The organism is Pseudomonas sp. Pdm06, assembly GCF_014851795.1.
Taxonomy (GTDB): Bacteria; Pseudomonadota; Gammaproteobacteria; order Pseudomonadales; family Pseudomonadaceae; genus Aquipseudomonas; species Aquipseudomonas fluorescens_AA.
Genome location: NZ_JACVAH010000005.1, coordinates 257,944 through 283,880 on the forward strand (window position 1 = coordinate 257,944; position 25,937 = coordinate 283,880).

Genomic DNA, 25,937 nt, shown 5'->3' on the forward strand with positions numbered 1-25,937 from the left:
GGCAGGCTCCGCAAATGGAATTGCTATGAACAAGCATCTGTACCGAATCGTTTTCAACAAGGCCCGCGGGCTGTTGATGGTCGTGGCCGAGAACGTCACCAGCCAGGTCAAGGCGCCGGGGACCCGCTCCGGGCCGACGACGGGCGCAGCGGCCTGCACGGCGACACTGGGGGCGTTGCGCTTTGCCGTGATGACAGCGATTGGCCTGGTGTCCTTGAGCGTGGCACCGACCTGGGCCGGCACCATCGTCGCCGACCCAGGCGCTCCGGCGGGCCAACGACCGACGGTGATACAAAGCGCCAACGGCACGCCGCAGGTGAATATCCGCGCGCCCAGCGCCGGCGGTGTCTCGCGCAACACCTACAACCAGTTCGACGTCGATAGCCGGGGGGTGATCCTCAACAACGGCACGGGCAACAGCCAGACGAAACTGGGCGGTTGGATCGAAGGCAACCCGATGTTGGGCAATGGCAGCGCGCGGGTCATCCTCAACGAAGTCAACTCCAGCAACCCCAGCCAATTGCGCGGTTACGTCGAAGTCGCCGGCCAGCGTGCCGAAGTGGTCATCGCCAACCCATCCGGTATCACTTGCAACGGTTGCGGCTTCATCAACGCCGACCGGGCCACCCTCAGCACCGGCCGGGCGCAGTTGGAGAACGGGCGCATCACGGGCTACACCGTGCAGGGCGGCGCGATCAACATCGAAGGCAAAGGCCTGGATGCCCGCGAGGCCGATTACACGGACCTGATTGCCCGCTCGGTGCAGGTCAACGCCGGGGTATGGGCCAACGACTTGAAGGTCACTGCCGGACGTAATCAGGTCAATGCCGACAACACCCAGGCCACGCCGCTGTCAGGCGCCGAGGGAGAAAAACCCACTGTTGCCATCGACGTTGCCAAGCTCGGCGGCATGTATGCCGGGAAGATCATGCTGGTGGGCACGGAGTCCGGCGTGGGTGTGCGCAACGCCGGGCAGATCGGCGCCATGGCTGGCGAGGTGGTGATCAGCGCCGACGGCAAATTGCAAAACCAGGGCGCGATCAGCAGCGCAACGGCAACGCAAATCACTGCCGCCAGCGTTGAAAACAGCGGCACGCTCTACGCCAAGGGCGACCTGAGGCTCGACAGCGTCGGTGATATCGACAACAGCGGCACCGTTGCCAGCCAGAACCACACCACACTCACCGCCAAGACCATTCGCAGCACCACGGCCTCGAGCCTGGCGGCGGGCGTTGGTGCGGACGGCAAGCTGGGCAAAAGTGGCAACCTCGCGCTACGGGCCACCACGATCAAGGCGCAGGGCCAGAACCTTGCCGGCGGCGATCTCGGCGTCGGGGCCGCTGACCTGGACCTGAGCGACAGCCAGACCCTGGGCCGCAACGTCACTCTGACGGCCAGTTCCGGCGATGCCAACCTCAGTGCTAGCCAAGTCGATGCGACCCAGGTGCTGACCGCCAAGGCGGCCAAGACCCTGCGTACCGATGGGGCCAAAGTCAGCGCTGGCAACCTGCAATTGAGCGCGCGGGATGTGTCCAATGCCGGCGGTGAACTGGTGCAGATGGGGACCGCCGACACGTCGATCAGCGCCGCCGTCACGCTCGACAACAGCAATGGGCGGATTGCTTCCAACGCCAGCAACCTGAAGCTTGGCGCCAATCGCCTCGACAACAGCAAAGGCAAGGTCGAGCACGCTGGCAAAGGTACCCTGGACATCCAGGCCAACCAGTTGGCCGGCAGCAAAGGTACCCTGGCGAGCAATGGCAAGTTGAGCGTCAAGGCCAGTGAGGTGGTGGTCGATGACGGCCTGACCCAAGGCCAACAGATCACGCTCGACACCACGACCCTGTCCAACCAGCGTGGACGCATTCTCCAGACCGGCGCGCAACCGTTGCAGGTCACTGCCCGTGAACGCTTCGACAACCAGGCCGGGCAAGTCAGCGCTCCGGCAGCGGTGGTCTTGAAGGTCGGCACGTTGAACAACCAGGGCGGCAAAGTCCTCGCCACCGATAACGGTGCGTTGACCGTCACGGCCGACAAAGAGATCAATAACGGCGGCGGGACACTGGCCGCCAGCGGTACGACTAAGGTCAGCGGCGAGGCGCTGGATAATACCCAAGGCACGGTGAGTGCCGGCGGTGAGCTGGACGCAACCTTCGATCGCTTGAACAACATCGGTGGCACGCTGGCCGCGACCCAGCGCATGCAGATCATCGCCGGGCAGTTGAATAACACCAACGGCGTGCTGGGCTCGGTGAAGTCCGGGTTGCTGGTCAGTGTCTCGGCAGATGCGCTGAACAACAGCGGCGGGCGCCTTGAAGCACTGGGCGATATCACGCTGTCGGCCCAAGGTTTGAATAACCAGGGCGGGGTGATCAGTGGCCAGGCCTTGGACCTGAACAGCCACGGCCTGCTGATGGACAACAGCCAGGGCACGTTGAATGCCGGCGCGACCCTCGACCTGCGCAGCGGTGAGTTGCGCAACGCAGCGGGCCTGATCCAGGCCAAGGGCAAGCTGTTCATCGACACCGGCAGCCAGGCGCTGAACAACCTTCAGTCCGGCACCACCCAAGGCATCAGCGGCCAGGACGCGGTGGAAATCCACAGCGCCCATTTCAACAACAGCGCCGGTTTCCTCGGTGCCAAGGGCGCGCTGGTGCTCAAGGCCACCGATCTTACCAACGGCAGTGGCGGCCAGATCATTGGCCAGAAGAGCGTTCAGATCGAAGGCGCCCGGGTGGATAACCGCGGCGGTCAGTTGCAGGGCCTCGGCGATGTCCAGTTGGTGCTGGGTGAGACGCTCAACAACCAGGGCGGACTGGTGCGCAGCGCGGGCACCCTGGGCGTGACTGCCGACGTGCTCGACAACAGCGCCACCCAAGGTGCTAATCAGGGGCTCGAAGGCCGCGCCATGAGCTTGGCGCTCAACACCTTCGGCAACCAGGCCGGTGCCGTGCGCGCCGACCAAGGGTTGTCCATCGGCGTCAGCCAAGCGTTGGATAACCAGGGCGGCCTGATTTCCTCGGGGGCCGGCCTGACCATCACCGACCGCGATCCGGCGCAACGTCGCCAGTCGGTGCACAACCTCGACGGAACCTTGCTCGCCGGCAGCCTGTTGTCCCTCAACGCCGCCTATTACGCGGGCACCGGTCGGGCCCTGAGCCTGGGCGACCTGACGTTCAGCCTGCAAAGTGGCCTGGACCTGAGTGGACAGATCCAGGCCAATAACAAGGTTGACCTGAGCACCGATGGGGCTTTCAACAACAGCGGAAAACTGCTGGCGGGCAATCTCCTGCTGGTGCACTCGCAGACGCTGGACAACGCCGCCAACGGCGAGATCAGCGCCGGTCAGGTTCGCCTGAACATCAACGACAGCCTGACCAACCGTGGCCTGATCGACGGCCAGCAAGTGCGTGTGCAAGCGCTGTCGCTGAATAACCTGGGCACCGGGCGCCTGTACGGTGATCGATTGGCGATCGCCACCTCGGCACTGAGCAACCGCGATGAAAACGGTGTCGCCGCGACCATCGCCGCCCGCGAGTCGCTGGACATTGGCACCGGCACCCTGGACAACCGTGAACAGGCGCTGATCTTCAGTGCCGGAGACCTCGCCATCGGCGGAGCGCTGAGCGCCACTGACAAGGCCCAGGACCGGGCCCAACTGTTGACTAACGCCAGTGCGACCATCGAGGCCCTCGGCAACCTGTCGCTCGATGTGCAAAGCGTGCGCAACACCAATGAACACTTCAGCACCCAACAGGTGGAAGTCAGCCGCACGGCCTTGCAGGAGTTCCAGCTCAGCGGTTCGCCGAACCGCTACCAGGGCGACCAGATTGCCCTGAGTCACGATGAGGTCTATTACCTCAACACGCCTGAGGGCCGCAAAGACAACTGGAACCGCTACGACTACACCCGCGTGGTCCAGGAAACTCAGATCGCCACCTCGGCGCCGGCGCAGATCCTCTCTGGCGGGACGATGCAGATCAACGCAGGCGATGTGCTCAACGACAAGAGCCGCATCATTGCCGGTGGGTTGTTGCAGGCCAACATTGCCAGCCTGACCAACACCGAATTGACCGGCCAGCGCACCACCACTGACAGTGGCACCGCTACGAATTTCTATCGTATCCAGCGCAAGGGCCGGGACCGCCAAGGAACAGCCGTCACGGCCTACACGCCTGCCCCCTTGATCCAGGACATCACCCTGCAACCGACCGTGTTCGCCCAGAACGCCGCTGGCAATGGTACCGGCACCCAGATCAGTGCCCGCGCCGCACAGGGCGTCAGCGAGCAGATAGCCGCCACAGGCACGGTCAGCGCCCCGGTCGACAGGACCTATCAAGTGGCGCCCATCGTTCAGGTCGCGGCCCAGACCACCCTGAACAGCAAGGGCGTCGCCGAGCAGATCCGCAGCGGCGGGCCATCCCTGGCATTGCCGAACAACAGCCTGTTCAGCACCAACCCCCAGAGCACCAGCAGCTACCTGATCGAAACCGACCCGCGTTTTGCCAGCTATCGCACCTGGCTGTCGTCGGACTACATGCTGCAGCGCCTGCAAGTCGACCCGGCACTGACGCAACAACGTCTGGGCGACGGTTTCTATGAGCAGAAGCTGATTCGCGAGCAAGTGGCGCAACTCACCGGCCGGCGTTTCCTCGACGGCTACGCCAATGACGAAGCGCAATACCGTGCCCTGATCGACAACGCCGTGACCGTCGCCAGCCAATGGCAACTGGTGCCCGGCGTGGCCCTGACCTCCGCGCAGATGGCCCAGTTGACCAGCGACATTGTCTGGCTGGTGCAGAAGCAGGTGACCCTGGCCAACGGCGACACCCGCAACGTGCTGGTGCCGCAAGTGTACGTACGGGTCCAGGAGGGCGACCTCAACGGTTCCGGCGCCCTGATTGCCGGGCAGCAGTTGAACCTGAACATCGCCGGCGACCTGGTCAACAGTGGCAGCCTCGCCGGGCGCAGCGTCATGGCGATCACCGCGCAGAACATCGAGAACCTCGGTGGGCGTATCCAGGCCGACAAGGCATCGCTCACCGCGCGGGAAAACCTCAACAACCTCGGCGGCCTGATCGGTGCCGTGGACAGCCTGTCGGTCAAGGCCGGGCAGGACATCAATGTCATTTCCAGCAGCCGGGACAGCAGCAGTGCCCAAGGCACCCGGACCAACCTGTCGCGGGTCGCCGGGCTGTTCGTCAGCGGCGACCAGGGCACGATGGGGGTGAGCGCCGGCAACGACCTCAACCTCACCGGGGCCCAGGTGGTCAATGCCGGCAAGGGCGGCAGCACGTTGCTGGAGGCGGGCAAGAACATCAACCTGGCCACCGTCGGCGAAGCGCACGAGCAAGGGCTGACCTGGAACAGCAGCAACTGGCGCAAGGACGCCAGCCGGACCGAAGTCGGCTCCCTGGTCCAAGGGCAGGGCGACGTGCGCTTGAGCGCGGGCCAGGACCTCAACGCCCGCGCCGCCCGTGTCACCAGCGAGCAAGGCGCAGTGTTTGCCGACGCCAAGCGCGACGTCAACCTGACCGCCGGCCAGAACTACCAGTTCGCCGATGAAGCGCACAAGGTCAAAGGCAGCAACGGGATGTTCTCCAGCAAGACCACCACCACCCGTGACACGATCAGCCAGACCTCGGTCGAAGGCTCCACCCTGAGTGGCGAGCAGACCTATGTGCAGGCCGGTCGCGACATCAACCTCAAGGGCAGTAACGTGGTGTCCACGACCCAGACGGTTCTGGTGGCGGACAACAACGTCAACATCGAAGCCGACACTGCCAGCAGCAGCGAGCGCCACGACAAGTCCGTGAAGAAAAGCGGCCTGTTCAGCGGCGGTGGCATCGCCGTCACCCTGGGGACCCAGCAACAGAGCGTCAAGGACCTCACCACCGAACACACGGCTGCGGCCAGCACCGTCGGCTCGACCGCCGGCGATGTGTTGATCGAAGCGGGCAAGGGCTATCGCCAGGTGGGCAGCCAGGTGTCGGCGCCACAAGGCAACATCGACGTCACGGCGCAGACCATCGACGTCGTCGAGGCGCGCAACACCCGCGAACGCGAGCGTGAAACCCTGTTCAAGCAGACCGGGTTCACCCTCACCGTGACCAACCCGGTGATCAGCGCGATCCAGACGTCCCAGCAAATGAAACAGGCCTCGGAGAAAACCGACGACGGGCGCATGAAGGCCCTGGCCGCCGCCACCGCCGTGCTGGCCGCCAACAACGCGGCGACTGCCGTGGCGATGGACCCGGGTTCGGCGGGTGGGATCAACATCAGCCTGTCGCTGGGCACCAAGAAGAACGAAAGTACGACCACCTACACCAGCGACAGCGCGGCCGGCTCGACCATGACCGCCGGCAATGACATCCGCCTGCGTGCCACGGGCGCCGGGGCCGCCAGCAACATCACCGTGCAAGGCAGCGAGATCAAGGCCGGACGCAACGCCAGCCTGCTGGCGGACGGTGACATCAACCTGCTCGCCGCGCGCAATACCGACAAGCAGGAAACCGACAGCAAAGGTACCAGCGCGAGCATCGGCATCGGCTTTTCCCTGGGCGGCACCCGCAACGGTTTCACCCTGGACCTGGGGGCATCCGGCAGTCGCGGCCAGGCGGATGGCGATGGACTCACCCACACCAATACCCATGTCCAGGCCGGCAACCAGTTGCTGCTGGCCTCCGGCGGCGACACCAACCTCAAAGGCGCGGTGGCCAGCGGCAAACAGGTCCTGGCCGACATCGGCGGCGACCTGAACATCGAAAGCCTGCAAGACACCAACACCTACGTGGTCGATGAGAAGAGCCTGGGCTTTGGCATCAGCCTGTGCATTCCGCCGTTCTGCTACGGCATGAGTTCGGTCAGCGGTGCCAGTGGCAGCTTCGGTGCCACGGATATCGATTCCAACTACGCCAGCGTGACCGAGCAATCGGGCATCAAGGCCGGGGACGACGGCTTCGACATTCGCGTGGGTGGCAACACCGACCTGGTTGGCGGCATCATCGCCAGCAGCGACAAGGCGGTGCAGGACGGCAAGAACCGCTTGGTCACCGCCAGCCTCACCAGCCGCGATATCAAGAACAAGGCCGAGTACGACGCCAGCACCGTCAGCGTCGGTGGCGGCTATCGCGAAGTCGGCAAGGACCAGCAGGGCAACGCCACCAGCGGCGGCACGCAAACCCCTGGCACCGATTTGCCGAAGAACGATAACGACCTCAGCGCCACCATGCCGATTGCCATCAGTGCCAGCGACGACGCCAGCAGCGTCACCCGCAGCGGCATCAGCGGCGGCACCATCGTCATCAGCAACGATGCCGAGCAACAGAAGCGCACCGGCAAGAATGGCGAGCAAACCGTCGCCAGCCTCAACCGTGATGTCTCCAGCGACCGCGACACCACCAACACGCTCAAGCCGATCTTCGACGAAGACGAAATCCGTGCCGGTTTCGAGATCGTCGGAGCGTTCGCCAACGAGGCCAGCACCTTGCTCGCCAACAAGGCCAAGGAAGTCGACCTCAAGCGTAAACAGGCCGAGGCGGCTCAGGCAGCGGCCCTGGACCCCAACGCCCAACTCACCGACACCGAACGCCTGGCGCTGCTCGGCAACGCTCAGCGCCTCAATGCCGAAGCCAGCGGCATCGCCGACAAGTGGGGCGCGGGCGGTACCTACCGGCAGATCACCACTGCCCTGGTGGGCGCGGCCAGCGGCAATATCAGTGGCGGCAACAGTGCGTTCGTCCAAGGGCTGGTGGTCAATTACGTGCAACAGCAGGGCGCCGGCTACATCGGCGACCTGGTGGCGGACGGCAAGCTCACCGAAGGCTCGCCGCTGCACGCCGCCCTGCACGGCATCGTCGCCTGCGCGGGTGCCGCCGCCAGCAGCCAGAGCTGTGGCAGCGGCGCCGCGGGCGCGGCGGCATCGAGCCTGCTCACCGGCCTGTTCTCCGAAGCCAGCCCCGATGAAAGCGAATCCCAGCGTGAAGCCAAGCGCAACCTGATTGTCAGCATCGTCACTGGGCTGGCGGCCACCAGCTCCTCGCTGGACCCGGCCACCGCCACCAGCGCGGCCGGCGCCGCGGTGGACAACAACTGGCTGGCGACCCAGCAATTGGTCCAGGCCGAGAAGGAATACAGCGAGGCCGATGGGCTGCTGGCGAAGGCGCAAGTGATCGCCAAATGGGGGTACATCAACCAGAAGCAAGACGTACTGACCCGCTTCGGCGTGGGCAAAGGCCTGGTACAAGCGGGCTGGAGCGACGTCGAGGGTCTGGCGCAATTCCTCCTCCATCCGGTTGACGGAATCAACGGCCTCAAAGCCCTGATCAACGACCCCGAGGCCCGCAAGCAGTTCGGCGATGGCGTGGTCAACGAACTCAACGCCAAACTCGACCGCGTGAAAGACGCTCTGGAAAACGGCGGCGACGACCGCGCCGTGCAACTGGGCCAGGATATTGGCGAGCTCGTCTGGCAGGTTGGCAGTATTGCTACGGGCGTAGGTACGGCGGCCAAAGGCGGCGTGGCACTGGCAAAAACCGGAATCAAGGTGGGGGCGGAAGGGCTTGAAAAGATGGCCGATATGGCCAAAATTGCCAAAGCCGAAGTGTCGGCTGGTAAGCCGGTGCAGTGGACCAGCGTGGAGGGGGCGTATAGCGGGAAACTTGAGGGGGGGTATGGCCCTGGCACGACGACCGTTAATGGGAAGGTTGTTGAGAATCCGGGGGAGTATAGTGTTGGGGCAAAAGGGCCTGGAAGTAAGGCCGATGACTTACTGCCAAACCTCAATACCCGGGTACTTACCGAGACTGAGGCAAGAGCCTTGGGGGGTGAAAATAAAGGCCTGATTTATGTTGCTGAAGGGCCGAAAGGAAAACCAGATGCACAGGACTTTCAGGCGGGTACCAATGGTGCGTTTACTGATTTAGCTACCGGTAAAGGAGGGGTGCCAGCTCTGCGCTACACCAACCCTAACGAAAAAGGTGTCAATTTTGTTAAGTTTGACGGAATTGAGAAGGCTGCTGATGGTTCGTCTGTTATGTTAATTGATGCTAAGACAAAATTGGCTATTTGGAGCCCTTCAACACAGAAGTCGGTTATGGATACTTTGCAGCGTGTGAAATCTGCCTTGGATCAGAATCCAGGATATAAAGTTGTATATGAATTTCCGAATCCCAAGGTTGAGGCGCAGGCCAAGGCTTTCATTAGATCCAATGGTTTCGACAAAATTATTAGTACTAGGACAAGAACCCCATGAGTGCAGCAGATATAGAACTATGGATTTATGCGCGTCCTGACGGAGCTCTAACTATAGATCAGCGACATGCTGAGGTCATGGATAGGATGTCTCGGATTGGTGCTCCTTTAGGCTTTGCGGGTCTTGAACTTCCGGCTGCGCCGAGTTGCGGTGATGGTTTGGTTGCTACCTATACAGTTAAACTTCCCATCAGAGGGCTTAGATTTGTGGGGGACTATGCGTATCGTGGTGAGCGATACATATATAAGGATAGGGCCTCCTATGACGAGCATTTGCGTTTTGGGTTTAAGGTGTCAAATAAGGCTATTGATTATGGTCTTGTTGTGAATGAGTATTTGCCAAAAGTGGTTGAGGCATTTAAAGGATATAAGGCTCAAGTATCCTATGATCTTTATGGTCTATATTATCAGGGAGGATTGAATGATGATAACTCGATTTATAATCGGTTGCGTGAAGACGAGGCAGTAGATGTTGATGGGCGCAACAATATTTATACGTTATACCCCGCGCAGTTCTGGGATGCAGCGCTTTGCCAGCGTGCCCTAGGCTATGGCCCCGATGAAGTAATTGCACGATTGCAAGGTAAATGTCTTATGGCCGAACGGCTGATGGATGGGGTCTATTTGGTGCTCAACGATGACCCGAGTATCTCCTATGAAGCCTTTGTAGAAATGAACGAGCGGATCAAGCCGATCTTGGGGCTGGTTTAGGGAAAGGGGACTAGGCACTGTACGAAAAATACTGTCTCAAACACCGCATGGCGCGATCCAGTGAGACCATCGCCGCATAACTTTTCGCGAGCTTGTCGAAGCGCGTGACGATGCGGCGGTTCTCCTTTGAGGGAAAAGGGGACGGATTTATTTGATTGCTCTGTCTGTCCCCTTTCTTTTCAGAACTACTCAAAGGAGCGCCGGCAAGTTGAGGGATGAAGATTTCCAGTATTTCATCAGCGTGATGGGAGAGGCCACATCTCATCGACAGGTGTCTGACTCCCAAATTGCGAAGTACCGTAAAGTGCTGCCTGACGCGCTGCTTGACTATTGGCAGGAGGAGGGTTGGTGTGGATATGCCAATGGCCTTTTCTGGACAGTGAACCCGGATGATTATAAATATCTGCTCGATATGTGGCTCGCGGGTACTGAATTTCCACAAATAGATAATTACCACGTTATTGCAAAAAGCGCGTTTGGGACTCTTTATGCTTGGGGGGAGAAATACAATCAGAAAATTGTAGTTTCATGTCCGACGGGGTCTATCGTCGCGTTGATGAATAAGCTGAAAACGCCTAATAAAGATCCGGATCTCGCCCTTCAGACATTTTTCGCTATGTCTGATAAGGAACGTTATGATCTGGAGGATCATCAAGGTGAGTTTCTATTTGAGCGGGCGCTGGAGAAGTTGGGTGCACTTGGCGAGAGTGAGGTCTATGGCTTTGAGCCTGCATTGTTTTTTGGAGGGACGGCTTCGCTGGATCAGTTGGTTAAGTGCAATTTAGAGGTTCACTTAACGATCCTTCGACAGATGCGGTCCTGAGTGAGCACGGTGAGCGGAAGGACGTCGTACTGGTGTAAAAGGAGTGTATCGAAATGGATGAAATCAACGTCCGGCTTGATCGGCACCGTCGTTGGCTTTCCCAGTCGGTAGGCCTGACGGCTCAAGAGCTTGGCTATATCGATGAGGATCTTGCCAGCGACTCATTAAACGGATTGAACAATGTGGCTGACTCGTTGGGGATTCTGGCGACATATTACGGCATTCGGGGCGAAGTCGCGGTCAGTGATGGAGAGGCTTCTGGTTGGGAAGACGTCTCGCGCTCGATGATGTACCGTTATTGGGCGCTGATGCTCAACGCCAAGACTTTCTCAAAAACGAGTTTTCTTCAAGGCATCAAAACCATCCCCAATTTGACTAACCAATTGAGCATTGCTGGATGCTTGCTGGCCGGATTGATAGTGGCTGATCGTCGAGATCTGGCCGCGTCCGTGGCCGATGTGCTGGCCGGAATGCTGACTATCAATGGCGCCGTGGATTCCAGCTATCTTGAACAGCGTCGATTCGAACCTTTCATGCTCTGGCTTTATTCAGTCTATTCGCAAGGAGAGACGCTTCCAGAGATCAAGTCGATGGATCTGGGGATTTATCAAAACGTGATAGACGAATGGACAGATGAGCAAGGGCTTGCTCATGCACTGCAAGAGCTATGTCAATATCACTTAACCCACGCTGAAGACGCCGGCGGGACCTGGGACCCTGAATTCAAATATGCGCCTTTCGATTTGTTGCCTGTGGAGGTCCACGCGATTTTCCAGGTCCGACAGCAGCTAGGTTTAACTGTTCCGGCGGTGTCGAGCCCTTTATTGTCCGCAGAGACGGCTGCGCTAGAACACCTGGTCATCATTTCTGATCAGCTTGCTGTCCAGGTGGAGACGGCCTACGAGCGTTTCTTCGGGCTTTAGACGCAGGCGCGACCCTTTTTTCAGTTAAGCAACGACACGCGGTGAGCTGAAATGAAGTATTACTTGTTGCGGGAAGATGTGCGGTTTCCTGAACGCTGGTATTTGGGAGATATAAAGCACTGCAACAACTGGCTCTTCATCGACCCCCCTTCTGAGTACATGGAGCCATGTACTTACGCCCTTGAGGTTCGTGAGGAAGGTGTGAGTCTGGATTTTTCCTTGGCTGGCTATGCCTCTGTGCCGGTCTTGAGTGAAAAAGCCAGGGATGCATTGTTGGGCGTTCCCGACGTTGATGAACCGTATATGAATGTCGTGCTCGAGCCTGTGGCGGTTGCAGGCGAGCAAGCTCATGATCGTTACTATGTGATGATTGTCGAGACCCAATTGGATTGCGTAGACGAATCACGCTCCGCTTACAAAAAATATGAGGTCAATGATCCCGTACGACCTGATCGAGCTGGCGAATACAGCGTTTTTCTGAATCTCGTCATTGATCCTGCCAAGGTCCAGGGAAAACATATTTTTCGTATCAAGAAACACTTGGGGGCATTGATCGTTAGCGAGGATGTGAAGCTTCGGCTGGAGCGCGCGGGTCTCAGAGGGATGCTATTGGAGGGGGTGAATGGTGAGGGTGAAGTTATTTGCTGATTGTTTGAGGGATGAAGCCTGACATCATCCTTTGTGGCGAGGGAGCTTGCTCCCGCTCGGTTGCGCAGCAGCCGCCAAAAAACAGGTCCGCTGCGCGGCCCAGCGGGAGCAAGCTCCCTCGCCACGGTCTGATTCTCTGCTCTCGGTTTTCCCCACACCTTCCCTTAACGGAACGCCATCTGCTGCCGATAACCCGATGAGCCCGGTTGTCTCCTGCGTTTTGGCTCGCAATGTGCGTCACGACACAGCCAAACCAAGCGATTGCTGAAATCCCTTGAACGTTGCTGGCTGGTGGCTATCATCTGCGCGCCTCGGGGTTGTGACACGGCGTTTCGTTGTTATGCCATTGGGTTATTTTCTTACTTGCCTGGACATCCTCGATGCTGGCGTACCACCAAAAAAGTTTTCTGATCGTCGATGATTTCTCGGATTTCCGCAGTTCGATCCGGTCCATGCTGCGTGAGCTGGGCGTCAAGGACGTGGACACCGCCGACACCGGTGAAGTGGCGCTGCGCATGTGCTCGCAGAAGCGTTATGACTTCATCTTGCAGGACTATCACCTGGGCGATGGGCGCAAGAATGGCCAGCAGGTGCTGGAAGACCTGATGGTCGAGAAGCTGATCAGCCATGAAAGTGTGTTCCTCATGGTGACCGCCGAGACCAGCCAGGCGATGGTGCTCAGTGCCCTGGAGCATGAGCCGGATGCCTACCTGACCAAGCCGTTCAACCGCTCTGGTCTGGCCCAGCGGCTGGAGCGGCTCGAGCAGCGCAAGACCCTGCTCAAGCCGATCCTGCAAGCCCTCGATCGTGGCAAGCCGATGGAAGTGCTCAATGCCTGCATCGCCTTGTGCAAACAGGACCCGCGCTACGGGCCGTTGTGCCTGCGTTATCGGGCCGATGCGTTGCGCGACCTGAATCAGAACGAGGCCCTGGAGCGGCTGTACAACTCCATCCTGGCGGATCGCCCGTTGCCGTGGGCCTACGCGGGGCTGGGCAAGTTGATGTTCAAGCGCGGCCAGGTGGGGCAGGCCAAGGCCGTTTATGAAAAAGCCCTGAAAGTCTTTCCAATGATGCCGGCGTTGTACGACGGCATGGCCGAAGTGTTGATGGCCGAAGGTGACACCAAGCAGGCGCAGCATGTGCTGGAAGAGGCGGTGCGCCTGTCGCCGCTGGCCGTGCGCCGGCAGTCGTTGTTGGGCAAGTTGGCGATGACCAACGAAGACTATGACACGGCTTCCCGGGCTTATCGCCAGGCGGTCGGGCAGGGCGCGCAGTCGCGCTTCAAGGATCCGGAAAGCAACCTTGGCCTGGCCCACGCGCTGATCAGCAAGGGCAGCGAAAAAGGCCTCGATACCCGCACCCGGCTGGAGATCAACACCACCCTCAGCGCCGTGGCGAAGGAGAACCTCAACGACCCGGGGTTGCAGGTCCGGGCACGGCTGATGAAGGCCACCAGCCTGTTGCTCAACGATGCCGAAACCGCCGAGAAGCTCACCGAACAGGCCTTGCAACGCCTCGATGGCATGGAGCAGTTCATGAGCGCCGAGGCCGCGTTGCTGGTGGCCAAGCAGTTGCAGATGCTTGGCCAGACCAGCGCCGGGGAGTCGATGCTCAAGAACTGCGCGGAAATCTACGGTGATGACCCGGCGGTGATGCAAGGCATTGCCAAGCTCACCGACGACCCGAACATCCTCAATCAGGGCAATGCCGCCGCCGAGTTGAACCGCGAAGGCGTGCGGGTCTACAAGACCGGCGCATTGCCGGAGGCGCGGGAGCTGTTCCGCCGTGCGCTGAAGATGCAACCGAAGAACATCAGTATTGCCCTGAACATGGCGCAATCGCTGCTGCATGGCACCGACACCAGCGTGGAGTCGGAATTGCTGCAGGAGTGCCGCGACTGCCTGAAACTGGTGGGCATGATGCCCGACTCCGATGCGCGTTTTGCGCGTTATCAAAAACTGCGAAGCAAGGCATTTGGCGATGAATGACAGCGAACAGGCCCTCGACTTTTCCACGGTGATCGCGTCGACCGTGCACGACATGAAAAACTCCCTGACCTTGCTCATGCAGGCACATGGGCAATGGCTCGAACGCCTGCCCGAATCCGAGCGACAGACGTCGGAGCAGGGTGTCATCGAGTTCGAGTTCGCCCACCTCAATGGCCTCATGGTGCAGTTGCTGGGGCTGTACAAGCTCGGCGTCAACCAGTTGCCGTTGCACCCGGCCTACCACGAGCTGGACGATTTCATCGAGGCGCAACTGGCCGGCCATCAGGATGTGTTCCGCAGCCGCGGAATCATGGCCACCTACGATGTCGATCCCCTCAGCCCCTTGGGCTTTTTCGACCGCGAGCTGGTGGCCTCGGTGCTCGACAACTGCATCAACAACGCCATTCGCCATGCGCGCCAGGCGCTGCTGATCAGTGTGAGTGACGAAGCCGGGCAACTGGTGCTGACCATCAATGACGACGGCGAAGGTTACCCGCCAGAGATGATCGAGCGTCAGGCCGAGTATGTGCAGGGCATCAACCACAGCAGCGGCAGCACCGGGTTGGGCCTGTACTTCGCCGCACGAATCGCCGGGCTGCACCAGCGCGGCGGCGTGAGCGGGCGGACCGAGATTGCCAATGGCGGTGTGTTGGGCGGCGGGGTGTTCCGGCTTTACTTGCCCTGAACAGGCTCTCCTGAGTATCCCTGGCAACACAAATCCCCTGTGGGAGCGAGCTTGCTCGCGATAGCGGTGTATCAGTCAACTCAATATTGGCTGGGCCGACGCTATCGCGAGCAAGCTCGCTCCCACAGTCGTATTGCATAAGATTTTAATTGCCTCCGGGCGCTTGATATTCCGAACAGCCGGAGCCTATTTTGTACGGGTTGCCGTTCGCGGCTCGCACATAACAAGGATTGCGTCATGACGACCGATGGCCAGCGTTCACTCGCGCAGCGACTGACGGGCATTGATGAGATTGAATGTGTCACGCCGGATTTGAATGGCGTGCCGCGGGGCAAGGTGATGACCGCCGAAGGTTTCCTCGAAGGGCGGCGGTTGCAGTTGGCGCGAGGTGTGCTGCTGCAATGCATCATGGGCGGTTATCCGCCGTCGCGTTTCTATGGCAGCGATGACGGCGACCTGGCGCTGGTGGCCGACCCGAAACAGATCCACCGCCTGCCCTGGAGCCAACAGCCTCGTGCCCTGGCGATCTGCGACGCCGACGAACTGACCGGTGAAAGCTCCCGGCTCTCGACGCGCGGCCAGCTCAAGGCAGTTGTCGCGCGTTATGCCGCCCTTGGCCTGGCGCCGGTGGTGGCGACCGAGCTGGAATTCTTCGTATTCGCCCCCAACCCGGACCCGACCCAGCCGTTCCAGCCGCCGATGGGCCTGGATGGACGTCGCGAAGACGGCCACTCGGCGTTCAGCGTCAGCTCCAACAATGGCCTGCGTCCGTTCTTCAGCGAAGTCTATGCCTGCATGGCGGCGCTGGGATTGCCGCGCGACACCTTCATGCATGAAATGGGCGTGAGCCAGTTCGAGATCAATCTGCTGCACGGCGACCCGCTGCTGCTGGCCGACCAGACTTTCCTGTTCAAGCACCTGCTCAAGGAAGTGGCCCTCAAGCACGGCCTGACCGTGGTCTGCATGGCCAAGCCCCTGGCTCACACGCCGGGCAGTTCGATGCATATCCACCAGAGCGTCGTCGAGGCGGACAGCGGCCGCAACGTCTTCAGCGACGAAGCGGGCGAACCGACGGCCGCGTTCCGGCATTTCATCGGGGGGCAACAGGCTTGCCTGGCGGATTTCACCGCGTTGTTCGCGCCGAACGTGAATTCCTACCAACGCCTGTGCCATCCGTTCGCCTCACCGAACAATGCCTGTTGGTCCCATGACAACCGTTCGGCCGGGCTGCGGATTCCCGCCAGTTCGCCAGTGGCCCGACGGGTCGAGAACCGCTTGCCCGGGGCCGATGCCAACCCCTACCTGGCGATTGCCGCCAGCCTGGCCGCCGGGTTGTACGGGATCGAACATCGCCTGGAGCCGAGCGCGGCGATCCAGGGCGAATTCGAAGTGCCGGATAATCTGTCGCTGCCATGTACCTTGCATGCCGCCCTGGAGCGTCTGAAGCGTAGTCATCTGGCGAAGGAACTGTTCGGCACGGAGTTCATCGAAGGCTACATCGCTTCCAAGACCCTGGAGCTGACCAGCTTCTTCGATGAAATCACGCCCTGGGAGCGACGTGTCCTGGCGGCCCAGGCATAAAGAACCGCTGCATTCGGGCTATCTTCAACGGATAGCCCTTACTCACCTCAAGGAGCCGCTCGGAACGCCGATGCGCCAAATCTGGAAACCTTTTCGAGCGCTTTATTTCGCCTCGCTGATGATGTTGATCGGCTCGGGCCTCTTGAGTACTTACCTGGCCTTGCGCCTGGCCGCCGACCATGTGGACAGCCTCTGGGTCGGTGCGCTGATGGCCGCCAACTACTTCGGCCTGGTGCTGGGCGGCAAGATCGGCCACCGGCTGATCGCCCGCGTCGGGCACATCCGCGCCTATTCGGCCTGCGCCGGGATCGTCGGGGCAGCGGTGCTGGGCCATGGCCTGGTGGACTGGCTGCCTGCGTGGATCGTGCTGCGGATGATTGTTGGCCTGGGCATGATGTGCCAGTACATGGTCATCGAGAGCTGGCTCAATGAGCAGGCCGATGCCAAGCAGCGTGGGGTGGTGTTCAGCGGCTACATGATCGCCTCGTACCTGGGGCTGGTGCTGGGGCAGTTGATCCTGGTCATGCACCCGGCCCTGGGCTTGGAGCTGCTGATGCTGGTGGCGCTGTGCTTCGCCCTGTGCCTGGTGCCGGTAACGCTGACCCGGCGAATTCACCCGGCGGCGCTGCATCCGGCGCCCATGGAGCCGCGTTTCTTCATCAAGCGTGTGCCGCAGTCGTTGAGCACGGTGTTGGGGTCGGGGCTGATCGTCGGCTCGTTCTATGGTTTGGCACCGCTGTACGCGTCCCAGCAGGGCCTGTCGACCGAGCAGGTCGGTTTGTTCATGGGGAGCTGCATCTTTGCCGGATTGTTGGTGCAGTGGCCGCTGGGCTGGCTCTCTGACCGCTACGACCGGGCGCTGCTGATCCGCTGCTTTGCGCTGGTCCTGACGATTTGTGCGCTGCCGTTGGCGATCCTTCCGGCGGTGCCGCTGGAGGTGCTGTTTGTCGCCGGGTTTTTCTGTTCGCTGGTGCAGTTCTGCCTGTATCCGCTGGCGGTGGCGTTTTCCAACGACCACGTCGAAGCGGATCGAAGGGTGTCCCTGACCGCGATGCTATTGGTGACCTATGGCGTTGGCGCCAGTATCGGGCCGCTGGTGGCGGGTGTGCTGATGAAGATGTTCGGTAGCCAGATGCTCTACGGCTTTTTTGCCTTCTTCGCCTTGGTGCTGGTGTGGCGGATCCGGCCGAAAGCGGTGACCAACCTGCATCAGGTCGATGACGCGCCACTGCATCACGTGGCGATGCCGGACAGCATGTCGAGTTCGCCTCTGGTGGCGTGCCTCGATCCACGGGTGGATGAACAAGTGGTGCAGGAGCAGATGCAGGCACCGGCCAGCCCGGAGATGGAGCCCGAGCCCGCCACTGAGAGCGCGGCTGAAGCTGACGCCGAGGCGCCTGAGGCCCCTAGCTTTACCCAGGCCAGGCCTTGAAACGGGCATAAAAAAACGGGCAGTCACCGCAAGGGACTGCCCGTTTTTTCATGACTCGACGATCAGAGGTCGTCTTTATCGAAGCGTCGGGCTTCACGCTGGAGCTGGTAGACGAACCGCTCGACCTGCCGTTGCACCAGGCCGCTGATGTTGTGGAAGCGTACGCCAGCGAAGGTGGTGTTGAATCTTTCTTCGAAATGCAGGTAACGCAGCTCGACCGGGGCGATCATGTTGCCAAACGGCAGGGCCGCGATGAAGCGCTCGTACACCTGGCCCAATTGCAGGCGTTCGGTGATGTCGCCGTCGAAACGCAGCTTGCAACCGGTGGCGGAAATGTCCAGCAGCTTGCCGTCCACGGGGGACTTGAGCTTGTCGCCGCCCAGTTCAACGCTCACCAGTTGGGCCAGTTTCAGGGCGGCGCGGAAGGCGTTGCGACGCTGGTGGTAGACCACTTCGTCGGGCAGGGCGCCGCGATAGCAGCGACCGTCGCTGGATTCATCGATGGTCAGTGGGCCCTTGCCATCCCAGGCGATGCGTACACCGTCATGGAAACCTTCGACGCGAAACGGCTCGCCGGCCAGCAGGAAACGCTCGCCGTCCCGGGGAATCATTTCATCCAGGGCGATGGAGTTGGTCTCGCGATCGACATTGACCAGATAGCTCTGGAAGCGCTGGGTACGTTCATGGAAGGTAATGATCAGCGGGTCATGGCTATCTTGCAGCATCCGCAGGTTGCCAGAAATTTCCAGGGGCGTGGTGAGGACCTTGGGGGGCTGCGGAGCGTCATCCGCGTTTGAGGCATTGAACACGGTGGGTCAATCTCCAGGCAAAATACGACTACGAATGGCCGGCATTTTGCCAGCATGTATCGCGCGTTGATAGAGCGAAGGCATTGTTCGTTTCATGCCTGGCTGAGCGGGCGGTGCTTGACCATTCTGGCCGTCGAACCGCTCGCGTCGTACAGCGTCGGGATCTCGCCACCGTTGAGAATGCGCAACTGGTTGGCGGTGGCGGCTTGCTGCATCAGGATCGACTGGCCGTTGCGGGTGTTGGTCGCCTGGCATTGGGCGAGCAGGTCGTTGAGCACTTTGCTCTGGGCCCGCAGCTGATCGCCGATGGTCGACTGGGCAGCCAACTGCTCAAGGCCGTCATGACTGGCGGGCAGGTTGAGGCTGGCGAGGATCTCGCTGCGCTTGCGGCCATGCTGGTCGAGCAAGATGATCAGTGCCTGTTTCTGCGCCAGGATGGTTTCCAGCAAAGGCATGTCACGACCGTGCAGGGCCACGGATTCGGCCTGCAATAACTCCAGCAATTGTTGCGCTGGAACGAAGTCGTCGATGATCAGTTGCAACAAATGAGTGTCGTGCATGGCTGGCCTTGGGTCTTAGCGTCCAAAAGCCTGGCGCAGGCGGCGGCCTAGCGCTGGGCTTCGAAGTTGAGCAGTTTGCTGGCTACGCGGTTGCTGTCGACTTTGTAGCTGCCATCGGCGATGGCTGCTTTCAACTCGGCCACGCGGGCGTTGTCGACGACAGGTTGATCGCGCAGCTTGTCAGTGAGCTTCTGCAACTGCTGAGCCTCATTGCTGAGGTGTACCGACTCCCCGTTGCTGACCTTTTCGGCTGGCGTGGACACCGGTGCGGATTTGTCGGATTCGACGGTTTCCTTGGCGGCGCTGGTACGCGTAGTGCCTGTCAGCGGTGAAGAGCTGTTTAAACGATTGAAATCGATGACCATGGTAAAAAACCTCTGGGTATTTGGACGCTTGCCATGTTTTCGGCCATCCCCAAAAAAACTTTAGGCTCATTTATTCAATGAACGTGCGCACGTCTGCGCTTGCCTTGGCGTAAGGCACAGTCTAGGGAACACCGGGATCAAGCGCCAGCTTTCTACCTCCTCTATCGGGTCATTACATCGCCACTTCCACTTGGCCTGGAGCCATCACTTGCGCCTTGATGACGCGTTGTGAGTTGAGGTTTTTTACCCGTATCTGTTCACGCATGCCGCCGTTGGACAGGGCCTCGCCGGGCATCCGCACGGCCAGTGAGCCGCTGCGGGCGGTGATGACCACCTGGTCGCCCTTGCGGACCACCTCGGCCTGTTCCAGGTGCACCAGCGTCACGACCTGATCGGCGACCATTGGTCGGACAAGTTTCTGCCCGATGGCCTGATCGACAGAGGTCAGGAAGCCCTGGGTGATCTGGCTGATGTCCCGTTCGCGCAACATCACGTCCTGGGGCTCGACGATGCCGGCCCGCTTGAGTGGACGCGTGGTGGTGACAATTTCCCGGAACAGGCGCACTTGAGCGGGCACGAACACCGTCCAGGGCGCGGCGCTGTCGCAGCGAACCTTCACCGTGACGCGGCCCAGGGGCCGGGCCGGGCTCTCCAGCGAAGCAGTCAATTCCTTGTCACACATGGGCATGCGCAGGCGCGGGTCGAGCTGGTTGACTTCGATTTCGTAACGACCTTCGGTTTGACTGGTTGCCAGGTAGTCTTCTACGGTGAATTCAAGAAAGCCCTGAGTGACGCCGATAAGGAGATCAGGCAAGGTAACCGGAGCCGCCGCAAGGGCAGGACCGCCCGAAGTGCACAGGCAGACAGCCAGCAGTGCACCGAGCCAGTGGCGGCAGTGAGTGGTCAGGCGTCGAGAAAATGTCGTTTGTGCGTTCATGCCGGTTCAATAGCAAGCCCCGTGCCGTTTAGTGATGAATGCGCGTCGGGCACATTAGCGTTAGGTAGGAGTCAGGGCATGGCGGGAGTAATGGATTCGGTGAACCAGCGCACTCAGCTGGTCGGTCAGAATCGCCTGGAGCTGTTGTTGTTCCGTCTCGACGGCCAACAGATGTACGGGATCAACGTATTCAAGGTCCGCGAGGTGCTGCAATGCCCCAAGCTGACCCTGATGCCCAAGTCCAGCCCCGTCGTGTGCGGTGTGGCCAATATCCGGGGTGCGACCATCCCGATTCTCGACCTGGCGATGGCGACCGGTTCCGGTCGGTTGCTGGACCAGAGCAATCCGTTCGTGATCATCACCGAGTACAACACCAAGACCCAGGGGTTCCTGGTGCGTTCGGTGGAGCGCATCGTCAACATGAACTGGGAAGAGATCCATCCGCCGCCCAAGGGCACCGGCCGCGATCACTACCTGACGGCTGTGACCCGGGTCGATAATCAGTTGGTGGAAATCATCGACGTGGAGAAGATCCTCGCCGAAGTGGCGCCCACGCCGGAAGCGATTTCTGCGGGTGTGGTGGACGCCGAGACCCAGCACAAGGCGATTTCGCTGCGGGTGCTGACCGTCGATGATTCGTCGGTGGCGCGTAAGCAGGTGACCCGTTGCCTGCAAACGGTCGGGGTGGAAGTGGTGGCGTTGAACGATGGGCGGCAGGCGCTGGATTATCTGCGTGCGCTGGTCGACGAGGGCAAGAAGCCCGAAGAGGAGTTCCTGATGATGATCTCCGACATCGAGATGCCGGAGATGGACGGGTACACCCTGACCTCGGAAATTCGCAGCGATCCGCGCATGCAAAAACTGCACATCATCTTGCATACTTCGTTGTCCGGGGTTTTCAACCAGGCGATGGTCAAGAAGGTCGGTGCCGACGATTTCCTGGCGAAATTCCGTCCCGATGACCTGGCGTCCCGGGTGGTCGATCGGATCAAGGCAGCAGAATAAAGTAAAGGTCGGGCGCGTTGTGCGCCCGGCAAGTCAACACGATGAAAGAGGCGGTATCTTGTCTACGGGTAATTTGGATTTCGAACAGTTCCGGGTCTTCCTGGAAAAAGCCTGTGGCATCTTGCTTGGTGAAAACAAGCAATACCTGGTGTCGAGCCGTCTCAATAAATTGATGGAGCAACAGGGCCTCAAGTCATTGGGCGAGCTTGTGCAGCGTATCCAGACCCAACCGCGCAGCGGCTTGCGCGAGATGGTGGTGGACGCCATGACCACCAACGAAACCCTGTGGTTTCGGGACACCTATCCGTTCGAGGTGCTGAAGAACAAAGTGCTGCCGGCTGCCATCAAGGCCAGCCCGGGCCAGCGCCTGCGGATCTGGTCGGCGGCCTGTTCGTCGGGGCAGGAACCCTATTCGCTGTCGATGTCCATCGATGAGTTCGAGCGCTCCAACCTGGGCCAGTTGAAAGGCGGCGTGCAGATCGTCGCCACCGACCTGTCCGGGACCATGCTCAATAACTGCAAGACTGGCGAGTACGACAGCCTGGCCATCGGCCGTGGTTTGTCGCCGGACCGCCTGCAACGCTACTTCGACCCGAAAGGGCCGGGCAAGTGGGTGGTCAAGGCACCGATCAAGAGCCGGGTGGAGTTTCGCTCGTTCAACCTGCTGGACAGCTACGCCAGCCTGGGCAAGTTCGACATCGTGTTTTGCCGCAACGTGCTGATCTACTTCTCCGCCGAAGTGAAGAAAGACATCCTGCTGCGTATCCACAGCACCCTCAAGCCGGGCGGCTACCTGTTCCTTGGCGCCTCCGAGGCGTTGAACGGGTTGCCGGATCATTACCAGATGGTCCAGTGCAGCCCGGGGATCATCTACCAGGCGAAGTGATTCGCGGGTGTTGTCAAAAAAACGGGAGCCCTCAGGTCTCCCGTTTTTTTTTATTCCATCCTGCTTCCCCCTCCATTATCCCTGTGGGAGCGGGCTTGCTCGCGAATGCGGTGTGTCAGTCGAAATAAATGTCACTGTCACACCGCATTCGCGAGCAAGCCCGCTCCCACAGTTTGAGTGCCGTTGCCCTTGAGAAGCGGCAGAAAAGCGGCAGGTAAGCGGAAACTCGTTGCCGCTTTTCTGGCATTGCCGCTTTGCCGGTGCCCGCAAAGCCCCGGTTTATGGGCTTTTTGGAAATGGCACGGCGCTTGCTTTAGCCGTCGTACGTACATTCTGGTCACCCAAAGGTTTCCGACATGAGCATCAGCTTCGATAAAGCGCTCGGTATCCACGAACAGGCCCTGAGCTTCCGCGCCCAGCGTGCCGAAGTCCTGGCTAATAACATCGCCAACGCCGACACCCCGAACTACAAGGCGCGGGACCTGGACTTTTCCAAGGTGCTCGCCGAGCAGAACGACAAGGCCAAGAACGGCCACTTCGCCTTGAACATGACCAACAACCGTCATATCGAAGCCGAAGGCCTGGGTAATGGCGACGAGTCGCTGATGTACCGCACGCCGATGCAACCGTCGATCGACCAGAACACCGTGGACGCTCAACTGGAACAGTCCAACTACGCGGAAAACTCCGTGAACTTCCAGGCCAGCTTCACCCTGCTCAACAGTAAGTTCAAAGGGCTGATATCGGCCCTGCGCGGAGAGTAAGCCATGTCGATTGCTAGCGTATTCAACATTGCCGGCAGTGCCATGAGTGCCCAGACCACTCGCCTGAACACCGTCGCCAGTAACATCGCCAACGCCGAGACCGTTTCGTCGAGCATCGACCAGACCTATCGCGCCCGCCACCCGGTATTCGCCACCATGTTCCAGGGCGGCCAGTCCGGTGGCAGCGACTCGCTGTTCCAGGATCAGGAAGCGGCCGGGCAAGGCGTACAGGTGCTTGGCGTGGTCGAGGACCAGAGCAACCTCGAAGCACGTTATGAGCCAAACCATCCGGCCGCGGACGCCAAGGGGTATGTCTACTACCCGAACGTCAACGTCGTCGAAGAAATGGCCGACATGATTTCCGCCAGTCGTTCGTTCCAGACCAACGCCGAAATGATGAACACCGCCAAAGCCATGATGCAGAAGGTCCTGACCCTCGGTCAGTGATAAGGGGCGAGTCACATGAGCGTTACCAACACTACAAGCGGTTTGAGCCTCAACGAGATTCTGGCCAACTCCTCGGTCAAGACCAACAACACCTCCGATACCCTCGGGGCAGTGACAGGTGCGGCGACCGGCAAGAAGGAACTGGGCAAGGATGCGTTCCTGCAACTGCTCGTTACCCAGCTGAAAAACCAGAACCCGCTGGAGCCACAGGACAACGGTGAGTTCGTTGCCCAGTTGGCGCAGTTCAGCAGCCTGGAAGGCATCACCACCCTCAACGAGACGGTGAGCGGCATCGCCGGCAACTACAACTCGTCCCAGGCCCTGCAGGCCTCGTCGCTGGTGGGCCGCTCGGTCATTGCCCCAGGTGACAAGGCTGTGGTCGATACCTCCAAGAGCCTCAACGGTACGGTGGTGGTACCGGCATCGGTTTCCTCCGTCGCCGTCAAGATCGTGGACAAGGACGGCAAGACCGTTCGCACCATCGACCTGGGCAGCCAGAACGCCGGCAACTCGGCCTTCATCTGGGATGGCAAGAACGATGCGGGCACGGTCGTTGAATCGGGCACTTACACCTTCGCCGCTTCGACCACCATCGACGGCAAGGCCACGTCGCTGATCACCAACCTGCCGGCCACGGTCAGCAGCGTGACCATCAGCCAGACGGGCGGCGAGTTGATGCTCAACCTGGCCGGGCTGGGCAGCATTGCCCTGTCCAAAGTACAAACTATTGGTATGTAGAGCCGACTAACCGGCAAAAGGAGTCAACATGTCTTTTAACATCGGCCTTAGCGGTCTCTATGCAGCCAACAAACAGCTGGACGTGACCGGCAACAACATCGCCAACGTGGCGACCACCGGTTTCAAATCGTCTCGCGCGGAATTCGAAGACGTCTACTCGGCCACCAAGCTGGGTTCGGGCAGCAAGACCGTCGGTAACGGCGTGCGCCTGGCCAACGTGTCCCAACAGTTCGGCCAGGGTGACGTGAACAATACCGGCAACGTGCTGGACATGGGCATCCAGGGCCAGGGCTTCTTTGTCTTGAGCAACGACGGCTCCCTGAGCTACACCCGTGCCGGTACGTTCAAGACCGACAAGGAAGGTTTCATCACCAACAGCGATGGTACTGCGCGCCTGCAGGGTTATGGTGTGGACGCCAACGGCAAGATCCAGAACGGTATCCTGACCGACCTGCGCATCGACACCTCGAACCTGCCGCCGAATGCCACCAGCTTGGTTTCGTCGACGATCAACCTGAACTCGACAGCGACGGCGATCACTGCGGCGTTCAATCCGAACGACACCGCTACGTTCACCAAGCAGTTCACCACTCCGGTCTACGACACCCAGGGCAACCAGCATTCCATGGACCAGTACATGGTCAAGACTGCCGGCAACACCTGGAACGTCTATACCTTGATCGATGGTCGTAACCTGAACGGCACCTTGCCGACCACGACCGGTGCGACTGCGCCGATCCCTTCGACCATGAACTTCGATTCGAACGGCAAGTTGACCACGGTCACCACTCCGCCAGCGACGGTCAATAGTGATCTGGTACTGACCGGCTGGGTTCCCGGCACCGTGACCAACGGCGTATGGGCCGCCAACGGCGCCGCGAGTGCGCCAACCATCACGATTTCCATGGGCAATACCACCCAATTCAACGCCGACACCGCCCGCTCGATTCCAGCCCAGAACGGCTACGCCACCGGCCAGATTACCAACCTGACCATCGACGGCAGCGGTGTGTTGCTGGCCAACTTCAGCAACAACCAGACCAAGCCGATCGGCCAGCTCGCGCTCGCCAGCTTCACCAACGAGCAAGGTCTGCAGCCGGTAGGCGGCACCAGCTGGAAAGAAACCTTCGCGTCGGGCATCCCGGGCTACGATGCCCCGGAAACCGGCACCCTGGGTTCGATCGTCTCCAACTCCCTGGAAGAGTCCAACGTCAACCTGACCAACGAACTGGTCGAGCTGATCAAGGCCCAGAGCAACTACCAGGCGAACGCCAAGACTATCTCCACCCAGAGCACCATCATGCAGACCATCATTCAGATGGCCTGATAGCTGGCTGTTGCAAAAAAACCGACGTCTTGGGCGTCGGTTTTTTTATGGGTGAG

Annotated in this window: 19 protein-coding genes and 1 pseudogene; 15 read left to right on the plus strand and 5 right to left on the minus strand. The window is 60.3% G+C overall.

The features are described 5' to 3' along the window. The first annotated feature begins 25 nt into the window (after positions 1–25). Together IB266_RS11215 and IB266_RS11220 are read left to right on the plus strand one after the other, a co-directional pair. On the plus strand, positions 26–9,253 hold the full coding sequence (locus IB266_RS11215) for a hemagglutinin repeat-containing protein (protein WP_225613490.1): 9,228 nt from the start codon (positions 26–28) through the stop codon (positions 9,251–9,253). Continuing rightward, positions 9,250–9,963, plus strand: a complete 714-nt coding sequence (locus IB266_RS11220) for a hypothetical protein (RefSeq protein WP_192261216.1) — start codon at positions 9,250–9,252, stop codon at positions 9,961–9,963. The genes IB266_RS11215 and IB266_RS11220 overlap by 4 nt, the downstream gene beginning before the upstream one ends. Before the next feature lie 10 nt (positions 9,964–9,973). Here the strand turns inward: IB266_RS11220 and IB266_RS11225 are convergent. Next, positions 9,974–10,090 (minus strand): annotated as a pseudogene (locus IB266_RS11225) (IS5/IS1182 family transposase); the annotation flags it as partial. A gap of 81 nt (positions 10,091–10,171) precedes the next feature. On the opposite strand from IB266_RS11225, the gene IB266_RS11230 reads away from it, so the two are divergent. The 7 genes from IB266_RS11230 to IB266_RS11260 all read left to right on the plus strand — a co-directional run bounded on the left by IB266_RS11230 (position 10,172) and on the right by IB266_RS11260 (position 18,043). After that, positions 10,172–10,786 (plus strand): GAD-like domain-containing protein, encoded by a 615-nt coding sequence (locus tag IB266_RS11230; protein ID WP_192261217.1) that lies wholly within the window; start codon positions 10,172–10,174, stop codon positions 10,784–10,786. Between the two features lie 53 nt (positions 10,787–10,839). Then, positions 10,840–11,709, plus strand: a complete 870-nt coding sequence (locus IB266_RS11235) for a hypothetical protein (protein WP_072412249.1) — start codon at positions 10,840–10,842, stop codon at positions 11,707–11,709. A 51-nt stretch (positions 11,710–11,760) separates the two neighbouring features. Then, a complete protein-coding gene (locus IB266_RS11240; protein WP_072412247.1) occupies positions 11,761–12,357 on the plus strand; it encodes an imm11 family protein in 597 nt (198 codons plus the stop codon). Positions 12,358–12,737: 380 nt separating this feature from the next. Next, entirely contained in the window at positions 12,738–14,345 is a 1,608-nt protein-coding gene (locus IB266_RS11245; protein WP_072412240.1) for a tetratricopeptide repeat-containing response regulator, read from the plus strand. Further along, positions 14,338–15,030: a sensor histidine kinase gene (locus tag IB266_RS11250; protein WP_060741029.1), complete on the plus strand. Its 693-nt coding sequence runs from the start codon at positions 14,338–14,340 to the stop codon at positions 15,028–15,030. The genes IB266_RS11245 and IB266_RS11250 overlap by 8 nt, the downstream gene beginning before the upstream one ends. Before the next feature lie 339 nt (positions 15,031–15,369). Then, positions 15,370–16,611 carry a glutamine synthetase family protein gene (locus tag IB266_RS11255; RefSeq protein ID WP_192261274.1) on the plus strand — a complete coding sequence of 414 codons (1,242 nt, stop codon included), beginning with the start codon at positions 15,370–15,372 and terminating at the stop codon, positions 16,609–16,611. Between the two features lie 70 nt (positions 16,612–16,681). Beyond that, positions 16,682–18,043 carry an MFS transporter gene (locus IB266_RS11260; protein ID WP_192261218.1) on the plus strand — a complete coding sequence of 454 codons (1,362 nt, stop codon included), beginning with the start codon at positions 16,682–16,684 and terminating at the stop codon, positions 18,041–18,043. Positions 18,044–18,105: 62 nt separating this feature from the next. Here the strand turns inward: IB266_RS11260 and IB266_RS11265 are convergent, their stop codons facing one another. The 4 genes from IB266_RS11265 to flgA all read right to left on the minus strand — a co-directional run bounded on the left by IB266_RS11265 (position 18,106) and on the right by flgA (position 20,714). After that, positions 18,106–18,852 (minus strand): flagellar brake protein, encoded by a 747-nt coding sequence (locus IB266_RS11265; RefSeq protein ID WP_060741032.1) that lies wholly within the window; start codon positions 18,850–18,852, stop codon positions 18,106–18,108. Between the two features lie 92 nt (positions 18,853–18,944). Further along, positions 18,945–19,412 carry a flagella synthesis protein FlgN gene (locus tag IB266_RS11270; RefSeq protein ID WP_192261219.1) on the minus strand — a complete coding sequence of 156 codons (468 nt, stop codon included), beginning with the start codon at positions 19,410–19,412 and terminating at the stop codon, positions 18,945–18,947. A 47-nt stretch (positions 19,413–19,459) separates the two neighbouring features. Beyond that, positions 19,460–19,777 carry a flagellar biosynthesis anti-sigma factor FlgM gene (flgM, locus tag IB266_RS11275; RefSeq protein WP_072412230.1) on the minus strand — a complete coding sequence of 106 codons (318 nt, stop codon included), beginning with the start codon at positions 19,775–19,777 and terminating at the stop codon, positions 19,460–19,462. Between the two features lie 172 nt (positions 19,778–19,949). Further along, the gene (flgA, locus tag IB266_RS11280) at positions 19,950–20,714 is read right to left on the minus strand and encodes a flagellar basal body P-ring formation chaperone FlgA (protein ID WP_192261220.1); all 765 of its coding nucleotides are present in this window, start codon (positions 20,712–20,714) and stop codon (positions 19,950–19,952) included. A gap of 78 nt (positions 20,715–20,792) precedes the next feature. Here flgA and IB266_RS11285 point away from each other — a divergent pair, with 78 nt between their 5' ends. The 6 genes from IB266_RS11285 (at position 20,793) to flgE (ending at position 25,881) form a co-directional block, all read left to right on the plus strand. Then, on the plus strand, positions 20,793–21,719 hold the full coding sequence (locus IB266_RS11285; protein WP_060741036.1) for a chemotaxis protein CheV: 927 nt from the start codon (positions 20,793–20,795) through the stop codon (positions 21,717–21,719). Positions 21,720–21,777: 58 nt separating this feature from the next. After that, positions 21,778–22,605 carry a protein-glutamate O-methyltransferase CheR gene (cheR, locus tag IB266_RS11290; RefSeq protein ID WP_003204735.1) on the plus strand — a complete coding sequence of 276 codons (828 nt, stop codon included), beginning with the start codon at positions 21,778–21,780 and terminating at the stop codon, positions 22,603–22,605. A gap of 356 nt (positions 22,606–22,961) precedes the next feature. Next, positions 22,962–23,369, plus strand: a complete 408-nt coding sequence (gene flgB, locus IB266_RS11295) for a flagellar basal body rod protein FlgB (RefSeq protein ID WP_060741037.1) — start codon at positions 22,962–22,964, stop codon at positions 23,367–23,369. Positions 23,370–23,372: 3 nt separating this feature from the next. Then, entirely contained in the window at positions 23,373–23,816 is a 444-nt protein-coding gene (flgC, locus tag IB266_RS11300; RefSeq protein ID WP_060741038.1) for a flagellar basal body rod protein FlgC, read from the plus strand. Between the two features lie 15 nt (positions 23,817–23,831). Further along, positions 23,832–24,554, plus strand: a complete 723-nt coding sequence (flgD, locus tag IB266_RS11305) for a flagellar hook assembly protein FlgD (RefSeq protein WP_192261221.1) — start codon at positions 23,832–23,834, stop codon at positions 24,552–24,554. Positions 24,555–24,582: 28 nt separating this feature from the next. Next, positions 24,583–25,881: a flagellar hook protein FlgE gene (gene flgE, locus IB266_RS11310; protein WP_192261222.1), complete on the plus strand. Its 1,299-nt coding sequence runs from the start codon at positions 24,583–24,585 to the stop codon at positions 25,879–25,881. Positions 25,882–25,937: the final 56 nt, after the last annotated feature.